Below are 13147 nucleotides of genomic sequence, written 5' to 3'. Positions count from 1 at the left end.
GCGGGGATCAACACCATCTTCTTCATCTTGTTCCCTCCCCCTCTGCAACGAAGCTCGGTGCTTGATTTAGGTTATCTTCGGGGGTGTGTTCAGGAACCGCGCGGATGGGCCCCTGTGTCTTCGCGGAGGCTTGTGTCTTTACCGAGGCTACTGTCTAAGCGCCGCCATGGGTCTGATACATCTGGTACGCCATGGCACGCACGACGAAGTAGGCCGCGTCCTCAGCGGCCGCTCCGAGATCGCGCTGAACGCGGCAGGGCAGGAGGAATCGCGCAAGGTGGTCCGGCTGCTGGGCGATGAGGAGATCGGGGCGATCCACAGCAGCCCCCGCCGGCGGGCGCGCGACACCGCGGCGCCGCTCGCCCAGGCGCGCGGGCTTCCCGTACTGACGACCCCCGCCCTCGACGAGATCGACTTCGGGCACTTCACCGGCCGCAGTTTCGCCGAGCTCGACCGGGATGCTTGCTGGCACCGCTGGAATGCGGAGCGGTCCACCGCCCGTTGCCCCGACGGCGAGACGATGGCGCAGGCGATCGCGCGGGCCGTCGATGGGCTGGCAACCCTGGAAGCGGATGCGTCGCCGGCAGTCTGCTTCACCCATTGCGATGTCATCCGCGGCGTGGTGGCGCACGTGCTCGGGCTGCCGTTCGACCGGATCTTCCGCTTCGACTGCGACCCGGGCTCGATCACCACGCTGGCGGTGGAGGCCGGCGCCATGCGCCTCGTGGCGCTCAACCGGCGCGGGCCGCGACCAGGGTCGGGGTGACCGGGCGGGCTGCCATGTCGGCGTAGCTCTTCTCCTCCACCAGTTCGCAGTCGAGCAGCATGTTGATCTCGCGCTTGATCGCGGCGCGCGTGTCGTTGGTCTGGTAGACCGACCGCGCCAGCGCCACGAAGCGCGGTCCGAAGCGGGCTTCCGCCTCCTGCTCGCGAATGGCGTCCTCCACGTCCCACAGCGTTTCGTTGACGCGCTTCAGCCGCTCGATCAGCGGCGCGACGAGCGGCGAGGACAGGACGTCGCGGGCCGCCGCAGTGAGGAGCGCGTGTTCCTTCTCGACGTTCGCCAGCGCCGCGCCCTGGGGCAGGCGTTCGCGCTTGATGTCGAGAATGGTGATCTTGTCGAGCAGTTCGCCCCAGGATACCGGCACGGAAGGAACGGTCGCCATCGCGTCATCTCTCCATCATCAGGTCGGCGCGCGCGGTGAGGTCGCGCACGACGGTGTCAATCACGGACTGCCAGTCGCCGGGTTGCGGCTGCACGTAGAGCCGCATGGCGGGATACCAGGGCGTGGAACGCGCACCGGGATTCCAGCGCCAGTCCGGCTCCGCCTTGAGCAGCAGCCAGGTCGGGACGCCCAGCGCGCCGGCCAGATGCGCGATCATGGTGTCCACGGTGATGACCAGCGCGCAGCCGGCCACCAGCGAGGCGGTCACGTCCATGTCGAGCGGACAGCCCGCCGGATTGTGCACGGGAAGCGCGGTTGGCTCCGCCACCAGGGTGATGCACGGGGCCAGGCCGCAGAGCGGCTCGAGCAGCGGCGCGGGGATGCTGCGCTCCGGATCCCAGTCGCCCGAACCGTAGCAAAGCCCCAGGGTGCCATGTGGCAACAAGGCCCGGGGCGCCTTCAGGTAAGGACCTTGGACGGCCGGCGGCGCGGTGCGCAGGGCGCGGTCGAGCTCGCCGATCTCGATGTCGCATTCGGCCGGCGGCAGCGGATGCGCGGGATCGAAGGGCACCAGCCGGGCATTTCCGGGCAGGGTCGCGAGCAGGGGGATCAGGCTGGGCTGCACTTCCACCGTCACCGAGGCGGCGCGCCGGGCGAGGAGAGGCAGGTAGCGGGCGAACTGAATGGTGTCGCCAAGGCCATGATAGCACCGCACTAGCACGCGCTTAGCGTCGCAGGAGCGGCCGTCCCACACCCAGCGCTGGTGGTACGGGCGGGAGGGGTCGTCGCGCGTGGCGGGATCCCGGCTTCGCATCGCGCGTTCGGCCAGGGACCATGCAGCCTCGTACCGGCCGGCGCGCATCGCCTCTGTCCAGCGCAGCATGTCATCGGTCATGAAGCGCACAATGCCCGAGAGCCCAACTGTATCCCGGCGCGGCAAAAACAAAGATGATGTTCCCCGCCGTCGCGGGCCATCCCCTAACATGGATCAAGCCTGGCCAATCTTTGTAGATGCTAGGGAACAGCAGGACGGGATGATCGTTGCCGGCCGGTGACCCGTTGATTTCAGCAGGCGCGCCGGCGTGGTTCTCCGGGACCGGGCCAGGGCCCACAAGTGGAGGAATCCGTTGCATCAGGCTGCAGCTCCAAGACGTCAGGATACAGCAGAGCTGCGGGATCGGATCGAAGAGCTTGGCCCCTGGTTCCACAACATCGATCTCGGCAACGGCCTGACTACCGCACCCGAGCACTTCCTGGGCGACTATCCCAGCTTCAAGTTCAAGGCCTTCGCGCATCTCCTGCCGGACGACCTCAGCGGCCGCTCGGTGCTCGACATCGGCTGCAACGCCGGCTTCTACTCGGTGGAGATGAAGCGCCGCGGGGCCGAGCGGGTGGTGGGCATCGACAGCGACGAGCGCTACCTGGCGCAGGCGCGGCTCGCCTGCGAGGCGCTGGGGTTCGAAGGGATCGAGTTCCGCAACCTGTCGGTCTACGACGTGGCGGCGCTCGGCGAGCGGTTCGACCTCGTCATCTTCATGGGCGTGCTCTACCACCTGCGGCATCCGCTGCTGGCGCTCGACCTCATCCGCGAGCACGTGGCCGACGACCTGATGCTGTTCCAGACCATGCAGCAGGGCTCCGACGACGTGGCCGAGGTGCCGGAGGACCACCCGTTCTTCATGCCCGGCACCACCGAGCCGCCGCCCTACTTCGACGCGCCGGGCTATCCCAAGATGCACTTCATCGAGCGCGAGTTCGCGAACGACTGGACCAACTGGTGGGCGCCCAACGCGGCGTGCAGCCAGGCGATGCTGCGCGCCGCCGGCTTCAGCGTGGAAGGGCGCGCGCAGTCCGACGTCTATCTGTGCCGCGCGGCGCCGGTGCCTTATGCCAAGTACGGCCCCGCGGCCGTCTATCCGACGAGAGGGGAAGCACGTTGATCGAAGCGGCGATGATCTGGAACGAGCCGAACAACAAGTCCCACTGGGACCCGGCGCTCGATCCCGAATGGAGCCGGTTCGCCGAGCACGTGATCGCCGCGGGCGGCGCCATCCACGCCGTGAACCCCGGGATCACCCGCGTGCTGGGCGGGATGTCGCCGATCGACCCGCACTGGCTACGCCGCATGGAAGGCCATGGCGCGCTCGACGCGGTGGACGTGGTGGCCGTGCATGGCTTCCCGCTCGACTGGAACCTGTGGCCGCTCTCCGCCTGGCCCGACAAGATCGCCGAGATCAAGGCGGTCACCGACAAGCCGGTCTGGGTCACGGAAGTGGGCGTCAGCTCATTCGGCGCCGAGGAAGTGCAGGTCTTCGGGCTGGAGCGCACCGCCGCGCTGCTCAAGGACGTGGCGCCGCGGGTGTTCTGGTATTCGCTGTTCGACCTGCCCATCAGCTGGGGCGCCGAGACGCGGCACCGCGAGGCGGAGGGATCGTCCTACTACCGCCACTTCTACCTGGGCCTGATCCGGGAGGACGGCACGCCCAAGCCGGCGCTCGAGACCTATGCGCAGCACGCGCAGGACCTCGGCCTGATGCAGTGGTTCCACTTCGAGGACCCGCGCCTGGACGAGGCGGTCGCCTGGATGAAGCGGCTGGGCACGCGCCGTATCCGCACCGGCCTGTCCTGGGCCGACAGCTTCCGCCCCAACGCGGTGGACTGGTTCGACCGGCAGATGGAGGCGCTGGCGGACTTCGACGTCACGGTGACCTTCTGCTTCACGCCCGAGCACCTGGGCCTGGCCCCGCACCACACCAGCCCTGCGCAGGACCCGCAGGCCTTTGCCGACTTCTGCGCCTGGATGATCGACCGCTACGCCCCCGCCAGCAGCGGCACCCGTGGCATCCCCGCTCCGGCTCCTGTCGCGTTCGAGGCGCGTGCGCCCGAGCTTTCCCCCCTCCATTTCGACCGAGACGAACGTCTCAGCGCTGAACGGAGCATTGCCTGATGCTGTCGCCAGAACGCCATGGAATCAATGTCGCGATCGCCGGCATCGGCAACTGCGCGAGCTCGCTCGTCCAGGGGATCGAGCACTACCGTTCGGGCGCGAACGACACGGTGGGCCTGTCGCACTACGAGCTGGGCGGCTATAGCCCGAGCGACATCCAGGTCGTCGCGGCATGGGACGTCGACGAGCGCAAGGTCGGTCGCGACGTGTCCGCCGCGATCTTCGCGAAGCCGAACTGCACCGCGGTGTTCTGCGACAGCGTCGAGCCCACCGGCGCCGAAGTGCGCATGGGCCGGATTCTCGACGGCGTGGCCGACCACATGGCCGACTACCCGGACGATCGTACCTTCCGCGTCGCGCAGGAGCGCGAGCCGACCAAGGACGAAGTCGTGGCCGTGCTGCGCGAGAGCCATGCCGACGTGCTGATGAACTACCTTCCGGTGGGATCGCAAAAGGCGACGGAGTTCTACGCCGAGTGCGCGCTGGAAGCGGGTGTAGCCTTCGTCAACAACATCCCCGTCTTCATCGCCAGCAATCCCGAGTGGGCGGAGCGCTTCCTGAAAGCCGGCGTCCCGATCATCGGCGACGACATCAAGGCGCAGCTGGGCGCGACCATCGTCCACCGCGTGCTGACCGACCTGTTCAAGAAGCGGGGCGTGAAGCTGGACCGGACCTACCAGCTCAACACCGGTGGCAACACCGACTTCCTCAACATGCTCAACCGCACGCGGCTGGCCTCCAAGAAGGAGTCCAAGACCGAGGCGGTGCAGTCGGTCGCGCAGGCGCGGCTGGAGGACGAGAACATCCACGTCGGCCCGAGCGACTACGTGGCCTGGCAGAACGACAACAAGGTCTGCTTCTTGCGCATGGAAGGCCAACTCTTCGGCGGCGTGCCGATGAACCTGGAACTGCGCCTGTCGGTGGAGGACAGCCCCAACAGCGCCGGCGTCGCCATCGACATGATCCGCTGCGCCAAGCTCGCCAGGACGCGGGGCATGGCCGGCCCGATCCTTCCGGCGGCGGCCTGGTTCTGCAAGCACCCGCCGGTGCAGATGCCCGACGACGAGGCGCATGCCGCTTTCGAGGCGTTCATCGATCAGGATGCCAAGTGACGGTCCAGCCGCCGCCGTCAGTGCTGGACATTCTCCTCGCGCCGCGTCTCGTCCAGCGCGTCGAGCACTTGCGTGGGCTCGATGTCCTTGCGGATCTCGTGGAACTGGGGATCGTCGATCGCGACGTCGAGCTTCTCGGCGATGCGCTGGACGAGCCCGGCGAGCTTGGTCAGCTCGTGCTCGGCCAAGAGGTTGACGTGGAGGTCGAGGTCGGCGCGCCGGTCGGCCGCGGAGGCCATGCGGTTCTGGCTGATGAGCACGAAGGTGGACAGGAAGATCGCTTCCACCGAGGCGACCATCGCCAGCACCACGAAGCTGGGATCGAAGCGGGGCAGGATCGGCAGGACCCCCAGGTTGACCAGGATCCAGGCGCCGAACACCAGCAGGTGGAGCGCCACGAAGGTCATCGAGCCGGTGAAGCCGGTGATCCGGTCGGCGATGCGGTCGCTGAGCGAGGGCTGGCGCGCCTCGGCGTGCTGGCGGGCGGTCAGGCGGGCGATGTTGTCCCGCAGCGCCGCCGCCATTTCTGGATTCGACATGGTCATGGAACGGCAAAGCGCCTGAGGAGTGGAAGGTTGCAGGAGTGGGAAGCATGATGCGCGCGGCGGTGCTGGACGGGCCCGGGGTCATCTCGATCGCGCAAGTCGATAGGCCGGAGCCGCGGCCGGGCGAGGTTCGCATCCGCCTGGAAGGCTGCGGCGTCTGCGCCTCGAACCTGGAGCCCTGGGCGGGGCAGGAGTGGATGACCTATCCCGGCGAGGCAGGCGGGCTCGGGCACGAGGCCTGGGGCCAGGTCGATGCGGTGGGCGACGGCGTGGGCGAGTTCGCGGTCGGCGATCGTGTCGCCGCGCTCTCATACCGCGCCTTCGCCGAGTACGACCTCGCCTCGGCCGCCATGACGGTGAAGCTGCCCCCGGCGCTGGAGGGACAGCCGTTCCCGGGCGAGCCGCTCGGCTGCGCCTTCAACATCTTCCGCCGCAGCGACATCCGCGCCGGGCAGACGGTGGCGATCATCGGCATTGGCTTCCTGGGGGCGGTGCTCACCAAGCTCGCCACCGATGCCGGCGCGCGCGTCATCGCGATCTCGCGGCGGCAGGAATCGCTCGATCTCGCACGGCACTACGGCGCGGCCGAGACGATCGCGATGCACGATCACTGGCAGATCATCGAGGCGGTCAAGGCGCTGACCGGCGATGGGCTGTGCGCGCGCGTGATCGAATGCGTGGGCAAGCAGTGGCCGCTCGACCTGGCCGGGGAGCTGGTCGGCTTCAGCGGCAAGCTGGTGGTCGCCGGCTACCACCAGGACGGCCCGCGGCAGGTCAGCATGCAAATGTGGAACTGGAAGGGCATCGACGTGATCAATGCGCACGAGCGCGACCCGCAGGTGCAGATGCAGGGCCTGCGCGAAGCGGTCGAGGCGGTGGCATCCGGCCGGCTCGACCCGGCGCCGCTCTACACCCACCGCTATCCGCTCGAACGGCTGGGCGAGGCGCTGGACGCCACGCGCGACAAGCCGGGCAACTTCGTCAAGGCGCTGGTGACCTTCGCATGAAGCCGCGTATCGGGTTCCTGGGAACGGGCTGGATCGGCCGTCACCGCATGGAGGCGATGGTCGCGACCGGCGCCATCGAGGCCGTCGCCTTCTGCGACCCCTCGGACGCGTGCGCCGCCGAGGCGGCCCGTGTCGCGCCCGAGGCCGCGCGGGTGGACAGCTTCGAGGCGCTGCTGGCGCAGGACATTGACGGCGTGGTCATCGCCACGCCCAGCGCGTTGCACGCGCAGCAGTCGATCCGTGCGCTCCAGGCCGGCAAGGCCGTGTTCTGCCAGAAGCCGCTGGGACGGACGGGAGCCGAGACGCAGGCGGTGGTCGATGCCGCGCAGGCGGCCGACCGGCTGCTGGGCGTCGACCTCTCCTACCGGCACACGCAGGCCATGGAGCACATCGCCGGGCTGGTCCGCTCCGGCGGGCTGGGGCAGGTCTTCGCCGTCGACCTCACGTTCCACAACGCCTACGGCCCGGACAAACCGTGGTTCTACGACCCGGAGCAGTCGGGCGGCGGCTGCGTGGTCGACCTTGGCGTCCACCTCGTCGATCTGGCGCTCTGGACCCTAGGCTTTCCGCCGGTGTCGGGCGTCGACGCGCGGCTGCTGAGCGCCGGCCGCCCGCTCGCGCCGGGGCAGGTGGAGGATTATGCCTCTGCGCAGTTCACCGCAGGCGATGCGCAAGTGCGGCTCGCCTGCTCGTGGCGCCTCAACGCGGGCCGCGACGCGGTGATCGAGGCAGCGTTCTACGGGACCGGCGGCGGCGCGGCGCTGCGCAACGTCAACGGCTCCTTCTACGACTTCACGGCGGAGCGGTTCGACGGCACCGCGACGACGCGGCTGGCCGATCCGCCCGATGCCTGGGGCGCGCGCTCGGCGGCGGTCTGGGCCGAGCAGTGCGCGCGCTCGCTGGCGTTCGATGCAGAGGCGCTGCAGTTCGTGCGCAGCGCGCAGGTGCTCGACGGCATCTACGGGCGATGACGCGATGAAGGTCGGCGTGCTGACGTTTCATCGTTGCATCAACTACGGGTCGTACTGGCAGGCGCGCTGCCTGGTGGAGGGGTTGCGCGCGCTGGGGCACGACGCCGAGCTGCTCGACCACGATGCCGCCGACGTCACTCGTGCCGAGTGGCGCTGCGCCTTCAACCCGCTGCTGCCCCAGCGCACCGCGCGCGCCGACCTGCCGCTCTACGCTGCCAAGGCCCGCAAGTTCCTCGCGGCCTTCGACGAACTGCCCCAATCGACGCGCTTCCCGCTGGAGCGGCCGGAGGAGGCGGGCGCTTACGACACGGTCGTGGTGGGCAGCGACGAGGTCTGGAACTTCCAGCACCCGTGGTACGGCCACAAGGGGGTGTTCTTCGGCGAGGGCCTCCAGGCCCGGCGCCTCTCCGCCTATGCCGCGAGCTTCGGCAACCACGATGCGGCGAACGGGATCGACCCGGCCTGGGCCGCGAAGCTGACGCGCTTCGAGACGATCTCGGTGCGCGACGCGAACAGCCTGGATCTCGTCCGGCAGAGCCTCGGCCGCGAGCCCGACCTGGTGCTCGACCCCTGCCTGCAGTTCCCGCTGCCCCCCGCGCGCGCGCCGGGGGAGGAGGCGCCGTACCTCGCGCTCTATGGCCACGGCTTCCCCTCGTGGTTCGCCGCGGCGGTGCGGCGCTGGGCCCGCGACACCGGCCGGCGGATCGTCAGCATCGGCTATCGCTGCGACTGGGCGGACGAACAGCGCATCGACGTGGGACCGGAGGAGTTCCCGGCCGTGATCTCGGGCGCCGACGCGGTCGCCACCAACTTCTTCCACGGCTGCGTCTTCGCGCTGCACTACGCCCGGCCCTTCGTCTGCGCGCCTTCGGCCTACCGCTTCAACAAGGTGCGCGACCTCACCCGCCTGCTCGGTGCCGAACGCCACCGGGTGGAGGAGGGCACGCCTCCCGATACCTTCGCCGCGATGCTGGAGGCGCCGCTCGCACCCGACATCACCCGGCGCATCGAGGCCTTGCGCCAAGCCTCGCGCTCCTACCTGGACCGTGCGCTTGCCTGAGGCGGGCCTGGCGCCCGGAGACGTCGTCGATGCGGGCCTGTGCATCGGCTGCGGCGCCTGCGCGGCAGGGCAGGGGGCGATGGGCTGGGACGACTACGGTCAGCTCAAGCCGACGGGTGCCTGGACCCGCGCGCCGACCCCGCAATTCGCGCTGACCTGCCCGTTCTCTCCCCAGGCCGCGGACGAGGACGCCCTCGCCTCGGCGCGGTTCCCCGAGCCCGCCCACCGCGACGCGCGGATCGGCAGCTTCGAGGCCGCCTACGTCGGGCACGTCGCGCAAGGGGCGTTCCGAGCCGAGGGCAGCTCCGGCGGCATGGTGAGTTGGGTGGCCGCCGAACTACTCGAACGCGGGCTGATCGACGGCGTGGCGCACGTGATCCCGGCCGATCCGGCGACCGACGGCGGGTTCTTCCGCTACCGCATGTCCCGCAGCATCGACGACGTCCGCGAAGGGGCGCGCTCGCGCTATCATCCGGTCGAGATGTCGGCGATGCTGGAGGAGGTCCGCGCCGCGCCCGGGCGCTACGCCTTCGTGGGCGTGCCGTGCTTCATCAAGGCGCTGAACCTGCTCTGCGCGCAGGATCCCGTGCTGGAGGCGCGCATCGCCTACCGGCTCGGCCTGTTCTGCGGCCACATGAAGAGCGCGCGCTTCGTCGAGAGCTTCGCCTGGCAGCTGGGCGCGCCCATGGCCGATGTGCGCGCCGTCGAATACCGGCGCAAGGATCCCGGCCGTCCCGCCAACTGGTACACCGCGCACCTCACACTGGCGGACGGCACGGCGCGCTGGCAGGACTGGTGGCACCTCGTCGATGGGGACTGGGGTGCGGGGTACTTCCAGAACCCGGCCTGCAGCTACTGCGACGACGTCGTCGCCGAGACCGCCGACATCGCCTTCGGCGACGCCTGGGTGGAGCCGTACTCCTCCGATGGCCGCGGCACCAACGTGGTGATCGTGCGCAGCCCGGAACTGCGCGACATGGTGCAGGCGGCGATCGCCGAGGGGCGGCTGGCGCTCGAGGCGGTCGACGCCGCCTTCATCGCCGACACGCAGGCCGCCGGGCTGCGCCAGCGGCGCGAGGGGCTCGCCTATCGCCTGCGGGTCGCGCCGCCGCGGCTGCCCTTGCGCAAGCGCGTGGCACCGGGTGGGCACGACCTGCCCTGGCGGCGCAAGCTGGTCTACCGCAGCCGGATGGGGATCACCGCGGGCAGCCACCGCGTCTTCGCGCTGGCCAGACGGGCAGGATCGCCTTGGCTCTACCTGCGGTGGGCCCGCCTGTCGCTGCGCATCTACGAGGCGGTCACTTACTTGCGCGGCCCGCTCGGCAAGGTCCTGCGCCGCCTCGACAAGACCTCGCGCGAGGACGCGTAGCCGGTCAGGCGCGGCTCGGCATCGCGGCTCGGCTGCTCCAGACGCTGTCGGCGGGGCCCGAACGCGTGCGCCGGCGCGTCGCCTGCCAGCTGGCCAGCAGCACGACACTTCCCGCAAGTGCCAAGAGGTCCACTCCCAGCACCGCGGGGGGATGGCGCATGACGAAGACCAGTGTCGCGGCCGGGATCGCCAGCAGCGCCAGCGCCGCGGCCGGCAGCAGCTCGAGCGCACCGCGGGCACTGCCGCGCAGCAGCGCCCAGGCGACGAAGGCCAGGAACACGGCATGGTAGATCAGGCTGTGCATGACTTCCGTCGCGCCGGCGCCCAGCGGCTTGGCCGCAGCGATGGTGAGCGCCACGCCGGCGATGCAGCCCAGCGGCACGCCCACGGTCAGCGCCCCCAGGATGCGGGTGGAGCGGGTCTGCTCGACCGCGCCGGCCTTGCGCTCGCGCTTGCGGCGGCTCTCTACCCACAGCAGGTTGCCCGTGTAGAACAGGAAGGCGCCCGCCAGCCCCAGCAGGAAATAGGCCCAGCGCACGCCGATGCCGCCGAAGCTGCCGAAGTGAAGCGCGAAGAAGCCGGTGATCGCCGCGCCCCAGCCGTCCTGCACGCCGCCGAGGTAGTCCGACCCGACGACCGCGCCGGTTCCCGGATCGAGGATGACCGGGGTGAATGTCGGCCCGCGCAGGCCGTAGCGGTCGTCCCTCCCCATGGCCCGCAGGCTGGGCGCCCCATCGCGGCCCCGGCCGTAAGCGAGCGCGATCGGGGTGAACCCGGGCACTTCGCGCGCCAGCGTCTGCATGACGGCGGCGGGCGGGAGCGGCTCGGCAAGCGGCGGCGGCGGCGGCGACGGAGCCTTGGCCGCGGGTCGCTCCTCGGCGTGCGAGAAGGTGGCGCCCTGCGCGTCGTAGAACTGGTCGTGGAAGGCGAAGACGACGGCGGTCAGGGCCATGATGATGTGGAACGGCAGGCTGAACACGCCCAGCAGGTTGTGGACGTCCAGCCACATGCGCTTGACGTTGCGGCCCATGCGCATGGCGAAGAGGTCCTTCACCAGGCTCGGCAGCAGGACGATGACGCCCGAGACGAGCGCGATGGCGTAGAGCAGCGCGACGGCGCCCATGATCGGCATGGCCGCCTCGTGCTCGAGCATGATGCCGACCTGTTGGTGCAGCACGTCCACGAACTGCGCGACGGGGGAGGGCCCGTCCTCTTCCACCTGCAGCGTGCCGTCCGGTGCCAGGGCCGCATGGAAGGTGCGCCGGGCGCCGTGTTCGTCCCCGCCTGGCTCCGCCTGCTGCCAGCTCACGCGAGCAGGCTGCTCGCGCCCGGTCTCGAGATGGACCGTGTATCCTTTCGCCGCTTCGGGATGGGCGGCAAGGACGGCGCGGACGAGATCGGGCGTGCGTTCGAGCGATACGGGCGCGGCGAGCGTCGTCGGCGGCGAGGCCCAGCGCTGGAGCGACTGCTCGAACATGGTGATCGCGCCGGCGTAGAAGGCGACGAAGAGGGCGAGGCCCGAGACGATGCCCACCCACCCGTGGACGTCCTTGTACATCCGGACGATGTCGGAACGGACCTTCATGCGAGCAATCCCGTGGCATAGAGGGCGATCCAGACGGCCGCCGTGGCCAGCCCCAGGACCGTCCAGGCGCGCAGGCCCGAGCGGAACAGGAAGCACAGGCTGAGCACGATGCACCAGGTGGGCGAGATCGACCACATCGTCAGCTGGCCCTTGGTCGAGAAGAAGGTGTCGGTGACGCCGATGGCCCAGGCGAGCAGGCCGCTGAGGCCGAGCGCAAGCGCGAAGCCGAGGACGAGACCGGCGGAAGCCTTGCCGAACCAGTCGCGGCTGGAGAGCTCCGTCTTCACTGGTCTGTCGCCCCACGGTGGCGCAGCCAGGCCGCGAGCAGGGGGACCAGGGTCCACACCAGCGAGGCGAACGTGAAGGCGATGAATACGGCGGTGGCCGGCCCCGCCCAGTTCAGCAGGGCCACAAGCCCCAGTACCAGCAGCGCGACCCCTGCCCAGCCGAAGCTCCTGCGCGGCCCCCCCGGGGCGACGAGCACCTGATGGGGCGCGGCGAGGTAGAGCGCCAGCGCGCCGGCCGCGACCAGGCATGCACCGAGCCAGGCCAGCATCACTGGGCTTCTCCGCCGAACGCCGCGCGGATCGCCGGAGCCATCGCCGCCAGCATGGTGGAGCCGTGGTCCTGCCCGGGCAGCGGCAGGTAGCGCGCCGCGTTGCCGCGCTGGCGCCAGCGGGCGACGAGCGCCTCGGCTTCCGCCATCGGAGCGCCGGCGGGCGCGGCGCGGGTCCGCTCGTCGGGCGAGGCTGCGACGAGGAGCGCGGCCTTGGCCCCGCTCCCCGCGTGCTGCTCCGACCGCGCCAGGACGCCGTCGCCGTACCACAGCGAGGGGCTCACCGCGACGATGCGGGAGAAGCCGCGGCCCTCGTACATCGCGTCGAGCGCCAGCAGGCCCCCGAAGCTGTGGCCCATGAGCGTCTGGCGGCGTGGATCGACACGCCAGCGCGCGGCGACCAGCGGGCGGAGGCGCTCTTCGATGAAGTCGAGAAAGCTCTCGCCCCCGCCGACATTCAGCCCGTGCGCGGGCATGCCCTCCGGGATCGCGTAGCCCGGCGCAGGCGGCGTGTAGTCGAGCACGCGCCGGGGCAGTCCGCCGGATTCGATGGCCACGATCACGCCGGGCTCCACGCCGGAGCGGGCGCCGGCGCGCGCCAGCCGGCGTGCGGTCATCGCCGCGACGGCGAAGTTGTCCTCCCCGTCGAGCAGCCAGAGCACCGGCCAGCCTTCCGCCGGTGGCGGCCCCTCCGGCCAGGCGACGAGCACGCGGTATGCGTGCCCGTCCGACGCCGAGACGGTCTCCACGTCGGAGCGCGGCAGCTCCCAGGGCGCCGCCTGGAGCGGTCCCGCGCTCACGAGAACCGCGGGCATCGCCAGCGCGGTCG

General features: G+C 70.4%; 15 protein-coding genes. 8 read left to right on the top strand and 7 right to left on the bottom strand.

The features are described 5' to 3' along the window. Positions 1-166 precede the first annotated feature (166 nt). Positions 167-766, top strand: coding sequence for a histidine phosphatase family protein (locus ACFFJC_RS16420; RefSeq protein WP_379488573.1), 600 nt, complete (start codon positions 167-169; stop codon positions 764-766). Here the strand turns inward: ACFFJC_RS16420 and ACFFJC_RS16415 are convergent. Continuing rightward, positions 732-1166 (bottom strand): DUF6165 family protein, encoded by a 435-nt coding sequence (locus tag ACFFJC_RS16415; protein WP_379488572.1) that lies wholly within the window; start codon positions 1164-1166, stop codon positions 732-734. The two genes, ACFFJC_RS16420 and ACFFJC_RS16415, sit on opposite strands and share 35 nt — an antisense overlap. Positions 1167-1170: 4 nt before the next feature. Next, the gene (locus tag ACFFJC_RS16410; RefSeq protein ID WP_379488571.1) at positions 1171-2061 is read right to left on the bottom strand and encodes a glycosyltransferase family protein; all 891 of its coding nucleotides are present in this window, start codon (positions 2059-2061) and stop codon (positions 1171-1173) included. A gap of 232 nt (positions 2062-2293) precedes the next feature. Between ACFFJC_RS16410 and ACFFJC_RS16405 the strand changes: the two genes are divergently transcribed. The 3 genes from ACFFJC_RS16405 to ACFFJC_RS16395 are packed head-to-tail and all read left to right on the top strand — an operon-like array spanning position 2294 to position 5225. After that, complete coding sequence (locus ACFFJC_RS16405; protein ID WP_379488570.1) at positions 2294-3106, top strand: TIGR04290 family methyltransferase; 813 nt, start codon at positions 2294-2296, stop codon at positions 3104-3106. Further along, positions 3103-4113 (top strand): glycosyl hydrolase, encoded by a 1011-nt coding sequence (locus tag ACFFJC_RS16400; RefSeq protein WP_379488569.1) that lies wholly within the window; start codon positions 3103-3105, stop codon positions 4111-4113. Before ACFFJC_RS16405 ends, ACFFJC_RS16400 begins: the two co-directional genes overlap by 4 nt. Next, positions 4113-5225, top strand: coding sequence for an inositol-3-phosphate synthase (locus tag ACFFJC_RS16395; protein ID WP_379488568.1), 1113 nt, complete (start codon positions 4113-4115; stop codon positions 5223-5225). Before ACFFJC_RS16400 ends, ACFFJC_RS16395 begins: the two co-directional genes overlap by 1 nt. 17 nt (positions 5226-5242) lie before the next feature. Here ACFFJC_RS16395 and ACFFJC_RS16390 read toward each other — a convergent pair whose 3' ends face one another. Further along, positions 5243-5764 (bottom strand): DUF1003 domain-containing protein, encoded by a 522-nt coding sequence (locus ACFFJC_RS16390; protein WP_379488567.1) that lies wholly within the window; start codon positions 5762-5764, stop codon positions 5243-5245. 53 nt (positions 5765-5817) lie between these two features. Here ACFFJC_RS16390 and ACFFJC_RS16385 point away from each other — a divergent pair, with 53 nt between their 5' ends. From ACFFJC_RS16385 to ACFFJC_RS16370, 4 genes are read left to right on the top strand one after another with little or no spacing between them, the layout of a single operon-like run. Beyond that, the gene (locus ACFFJC_RS16385) at positions 5818-6777 is read left to right on the top strand and encodes an MDR/zinc-dependent alcohol dehydrogenase-like family protein (RefSeq protein WP_379488566.1); all 960 of its coding nucleotides are present in this window, start codon (positions 5818-5820) and stop codon (positions 6775-6777) included. After that, positions 6774-7748: a Gfo/Idh/MocA family protein gene (locus tag ACFFJC_RS16380; RefSeq protein ID WP_379488565.1), complete on the top strand. Its 975-nt coding sequence runs from the start codon at positions 6774-6776 to the stop codon at positions 7746-7748. Before ACFFJC_RS16385 ends, ACFFJC_RS16380 begins: the two co-directional genes overlap by 4 nt. Before the next feature lie 4 nt (positions 7749-7752). Continuing rightward, the gene (locus tag ACFFJC_RS16375) at positions 7753-8808 is read left to right on the top strand and encodes a polysaccharide pyruvyl transferase family protein (protein WP_379488564.1); all 1056 of its coding nucleotides are present in this window, start codon (positions 7753-7755) and stop codon (positions 8806-8808) included. Continuing rightward, positions 8801-10177 (top strand): Coenzyme F420 hydrogenase/dehydrogenase, beta subunit C-terminal domain, encoded by a 1377-nt coding sequence (locus ACFFJC_RS16370; protein WP_379488563.1) that lies wholly within the window; start codon positions 8801-8803, stop codon positions 10175-10177. The genes ACFFJC_RS16375 and ACFFJC_RS16370 overlap by 8 nt, the downstream gene beginning before the upstream one ends. 4 nt (positions 10178-10181) lie before the next feature. Here the strand turns inward: ACFFJC_RS16370 and ACFFJC_RS16365 are convergent, their stop codons facing one another. From ACFFJC_RS16365 to ACFFJC_RS16350, 4 genes are read right to left on the bottom strand one after another with little or no spacing between them, the layout of a single operon-like run. Next, a complete protein-coding gene (locus ACFFJC_RS16365) occupies positions 10182-11762 on the bottom strand; it encodes a PepSY-associated TM helix domain-containing protein (RefSeq protein WP_379488562.1) in 1581 nt (526 codons plus the stop codon). Then, positions 11759-12049 (bottom strand): hypothetical protein, encoded by a 291-nt coding sequence (locus ACFFJC_RS16360; protein WP_379488561.1) that lies wholly within the window; start codon positions 12047-12049, stop codon positions 11759-11761. The genes ACFFJC_RS16365 and ACFFJC_RS16360 overlap by 4 nt, the downstream gene beginning before the upstream one ends. Further along, positions 12046-12318: a hypothetical protein gene (locus tag ACFFJC_RS16355; RefSeq protein WP_379488560.1), complete on the bottom strand. Its 273-nt coding sequence runs from the start codon at positions 12316-12318 to the stop codon at positions 12046-12048. Before ACFFJC_RS16355 ends, ACFFJC_RS16360 begins: the two co-directional genes overlap by 4 nt. Then, positions 12318-13133 (bottom strand): alpha/beta hydrolase, encoded by an 816-nt coding sequence (locus ACFFJC_RS16350; RefSeq protein ID WP_379488559.1) that lies wholly within the window; start codon positions 13131-13133, stop codon positions 12318-12320. The genes ACFFJC_RS16355 and ACFFJC_RS16350 overlap by 1 nt, the downstream gene beginning before the upstream one ends. Positions 13134-13147 lie beyond the last annotated feature (14 nt).

The sequence above is a fragment of the Novosphingobium soli genome, assembly GCF_042432915.1.
Classification (GTDB): domain Bacteria; phylum Pseudomonadota; class Alphaproteobacteria; order Sphingomonadales; family Sphingomonadaceae; genus Novosphingobium; species Novosphingobium soli.
Note: the sequence above shows the minus strand (reverse complement) of the source record. Positions and strands in the feature narration are given on the sequence as shown.

Bases quoted from the DNA above. Each gene is read 5' to 3' on its own strand.
- ACFFJC_RS16385 (WP_379488566.1), top strand. From the start codon at position 5,818: ATGATGCGCGCGGCGGTGCTGGACGGGCCCGGGGTCATCTCGATCGCG.
- ACFFJC_RS16350 (WP_379488559.1), bottom strand. From the start codon at position 13,133: ATGCCCGCGGTTCTCGTGAGCGCGGGACCGCTCCAGGCGGCGCCCTGG.
- ACFFJC_RS16395 (WP_379488568.1), top strand. From the start codon at position 4,113: ATGCTGTCGCCAGAACGCCATGGAATCAATGTCGCGATCGCCGGCATC.
- ACFFJC_RS16375 (WP_379488564.1), top strand. From the start codon at position 7,753: ATGAAGGTCGGCGTGCTGACGTTTCATCGTTGCATCAACTACGGGTCG.
- ACFFJC_RS16365 (WP_379488562.1), bottom strand. From the start codon at position 11,762: ATGAAGGTCCGTTCCGACATCGTCCGGATGTACAAGGACGTCCACGGG.
- ACFFJC_RS16410 (WP_379488571.1), bottom strand. From the start codon at position 2,061: ATGACCGATGACATGCTGCGCTGGACAGAGGCGATGCGCGCCGGCCGG.
- ACFFJC_RS16415 (WP_379488572.1), bottom strand. From the start codon at position 1,166: ATGGCGACCGTTCCTTCCGTGCCGGTATCCTGGGGCGAACTGCTCGAC.
- ACFFJC_RS16420 (WP_379488573.1), top strand. From the start codon at position 167: ATGGGTCTGATACATCTGGTACGCCATGGCACGCACGACGAAGTAGGC.
- ACFFJC_RS16355 (WP_379488560.1), bottom strand. From the start codon at position 12,318: ATGCTGGCCTGGCTCGGTGCATGCCTGGTCGCGGCCGGCGCGCTGGCG.
- ACFFJC_RS16380 (WP_379488565.1), top strand. From the start codon at position 6,774: ATGAAGCCGCGTATCGGGTTCCTGGGAACGGGCTGGATCGGCCGTCAC.
- ACFFJC_RS16390 (WP_379488567.1), bottom strand. From the start codon at position 5,764: ATGTCGAATCCAGAAATGGCGGCGGCGCTGCGGGACAACATCGCCCGC.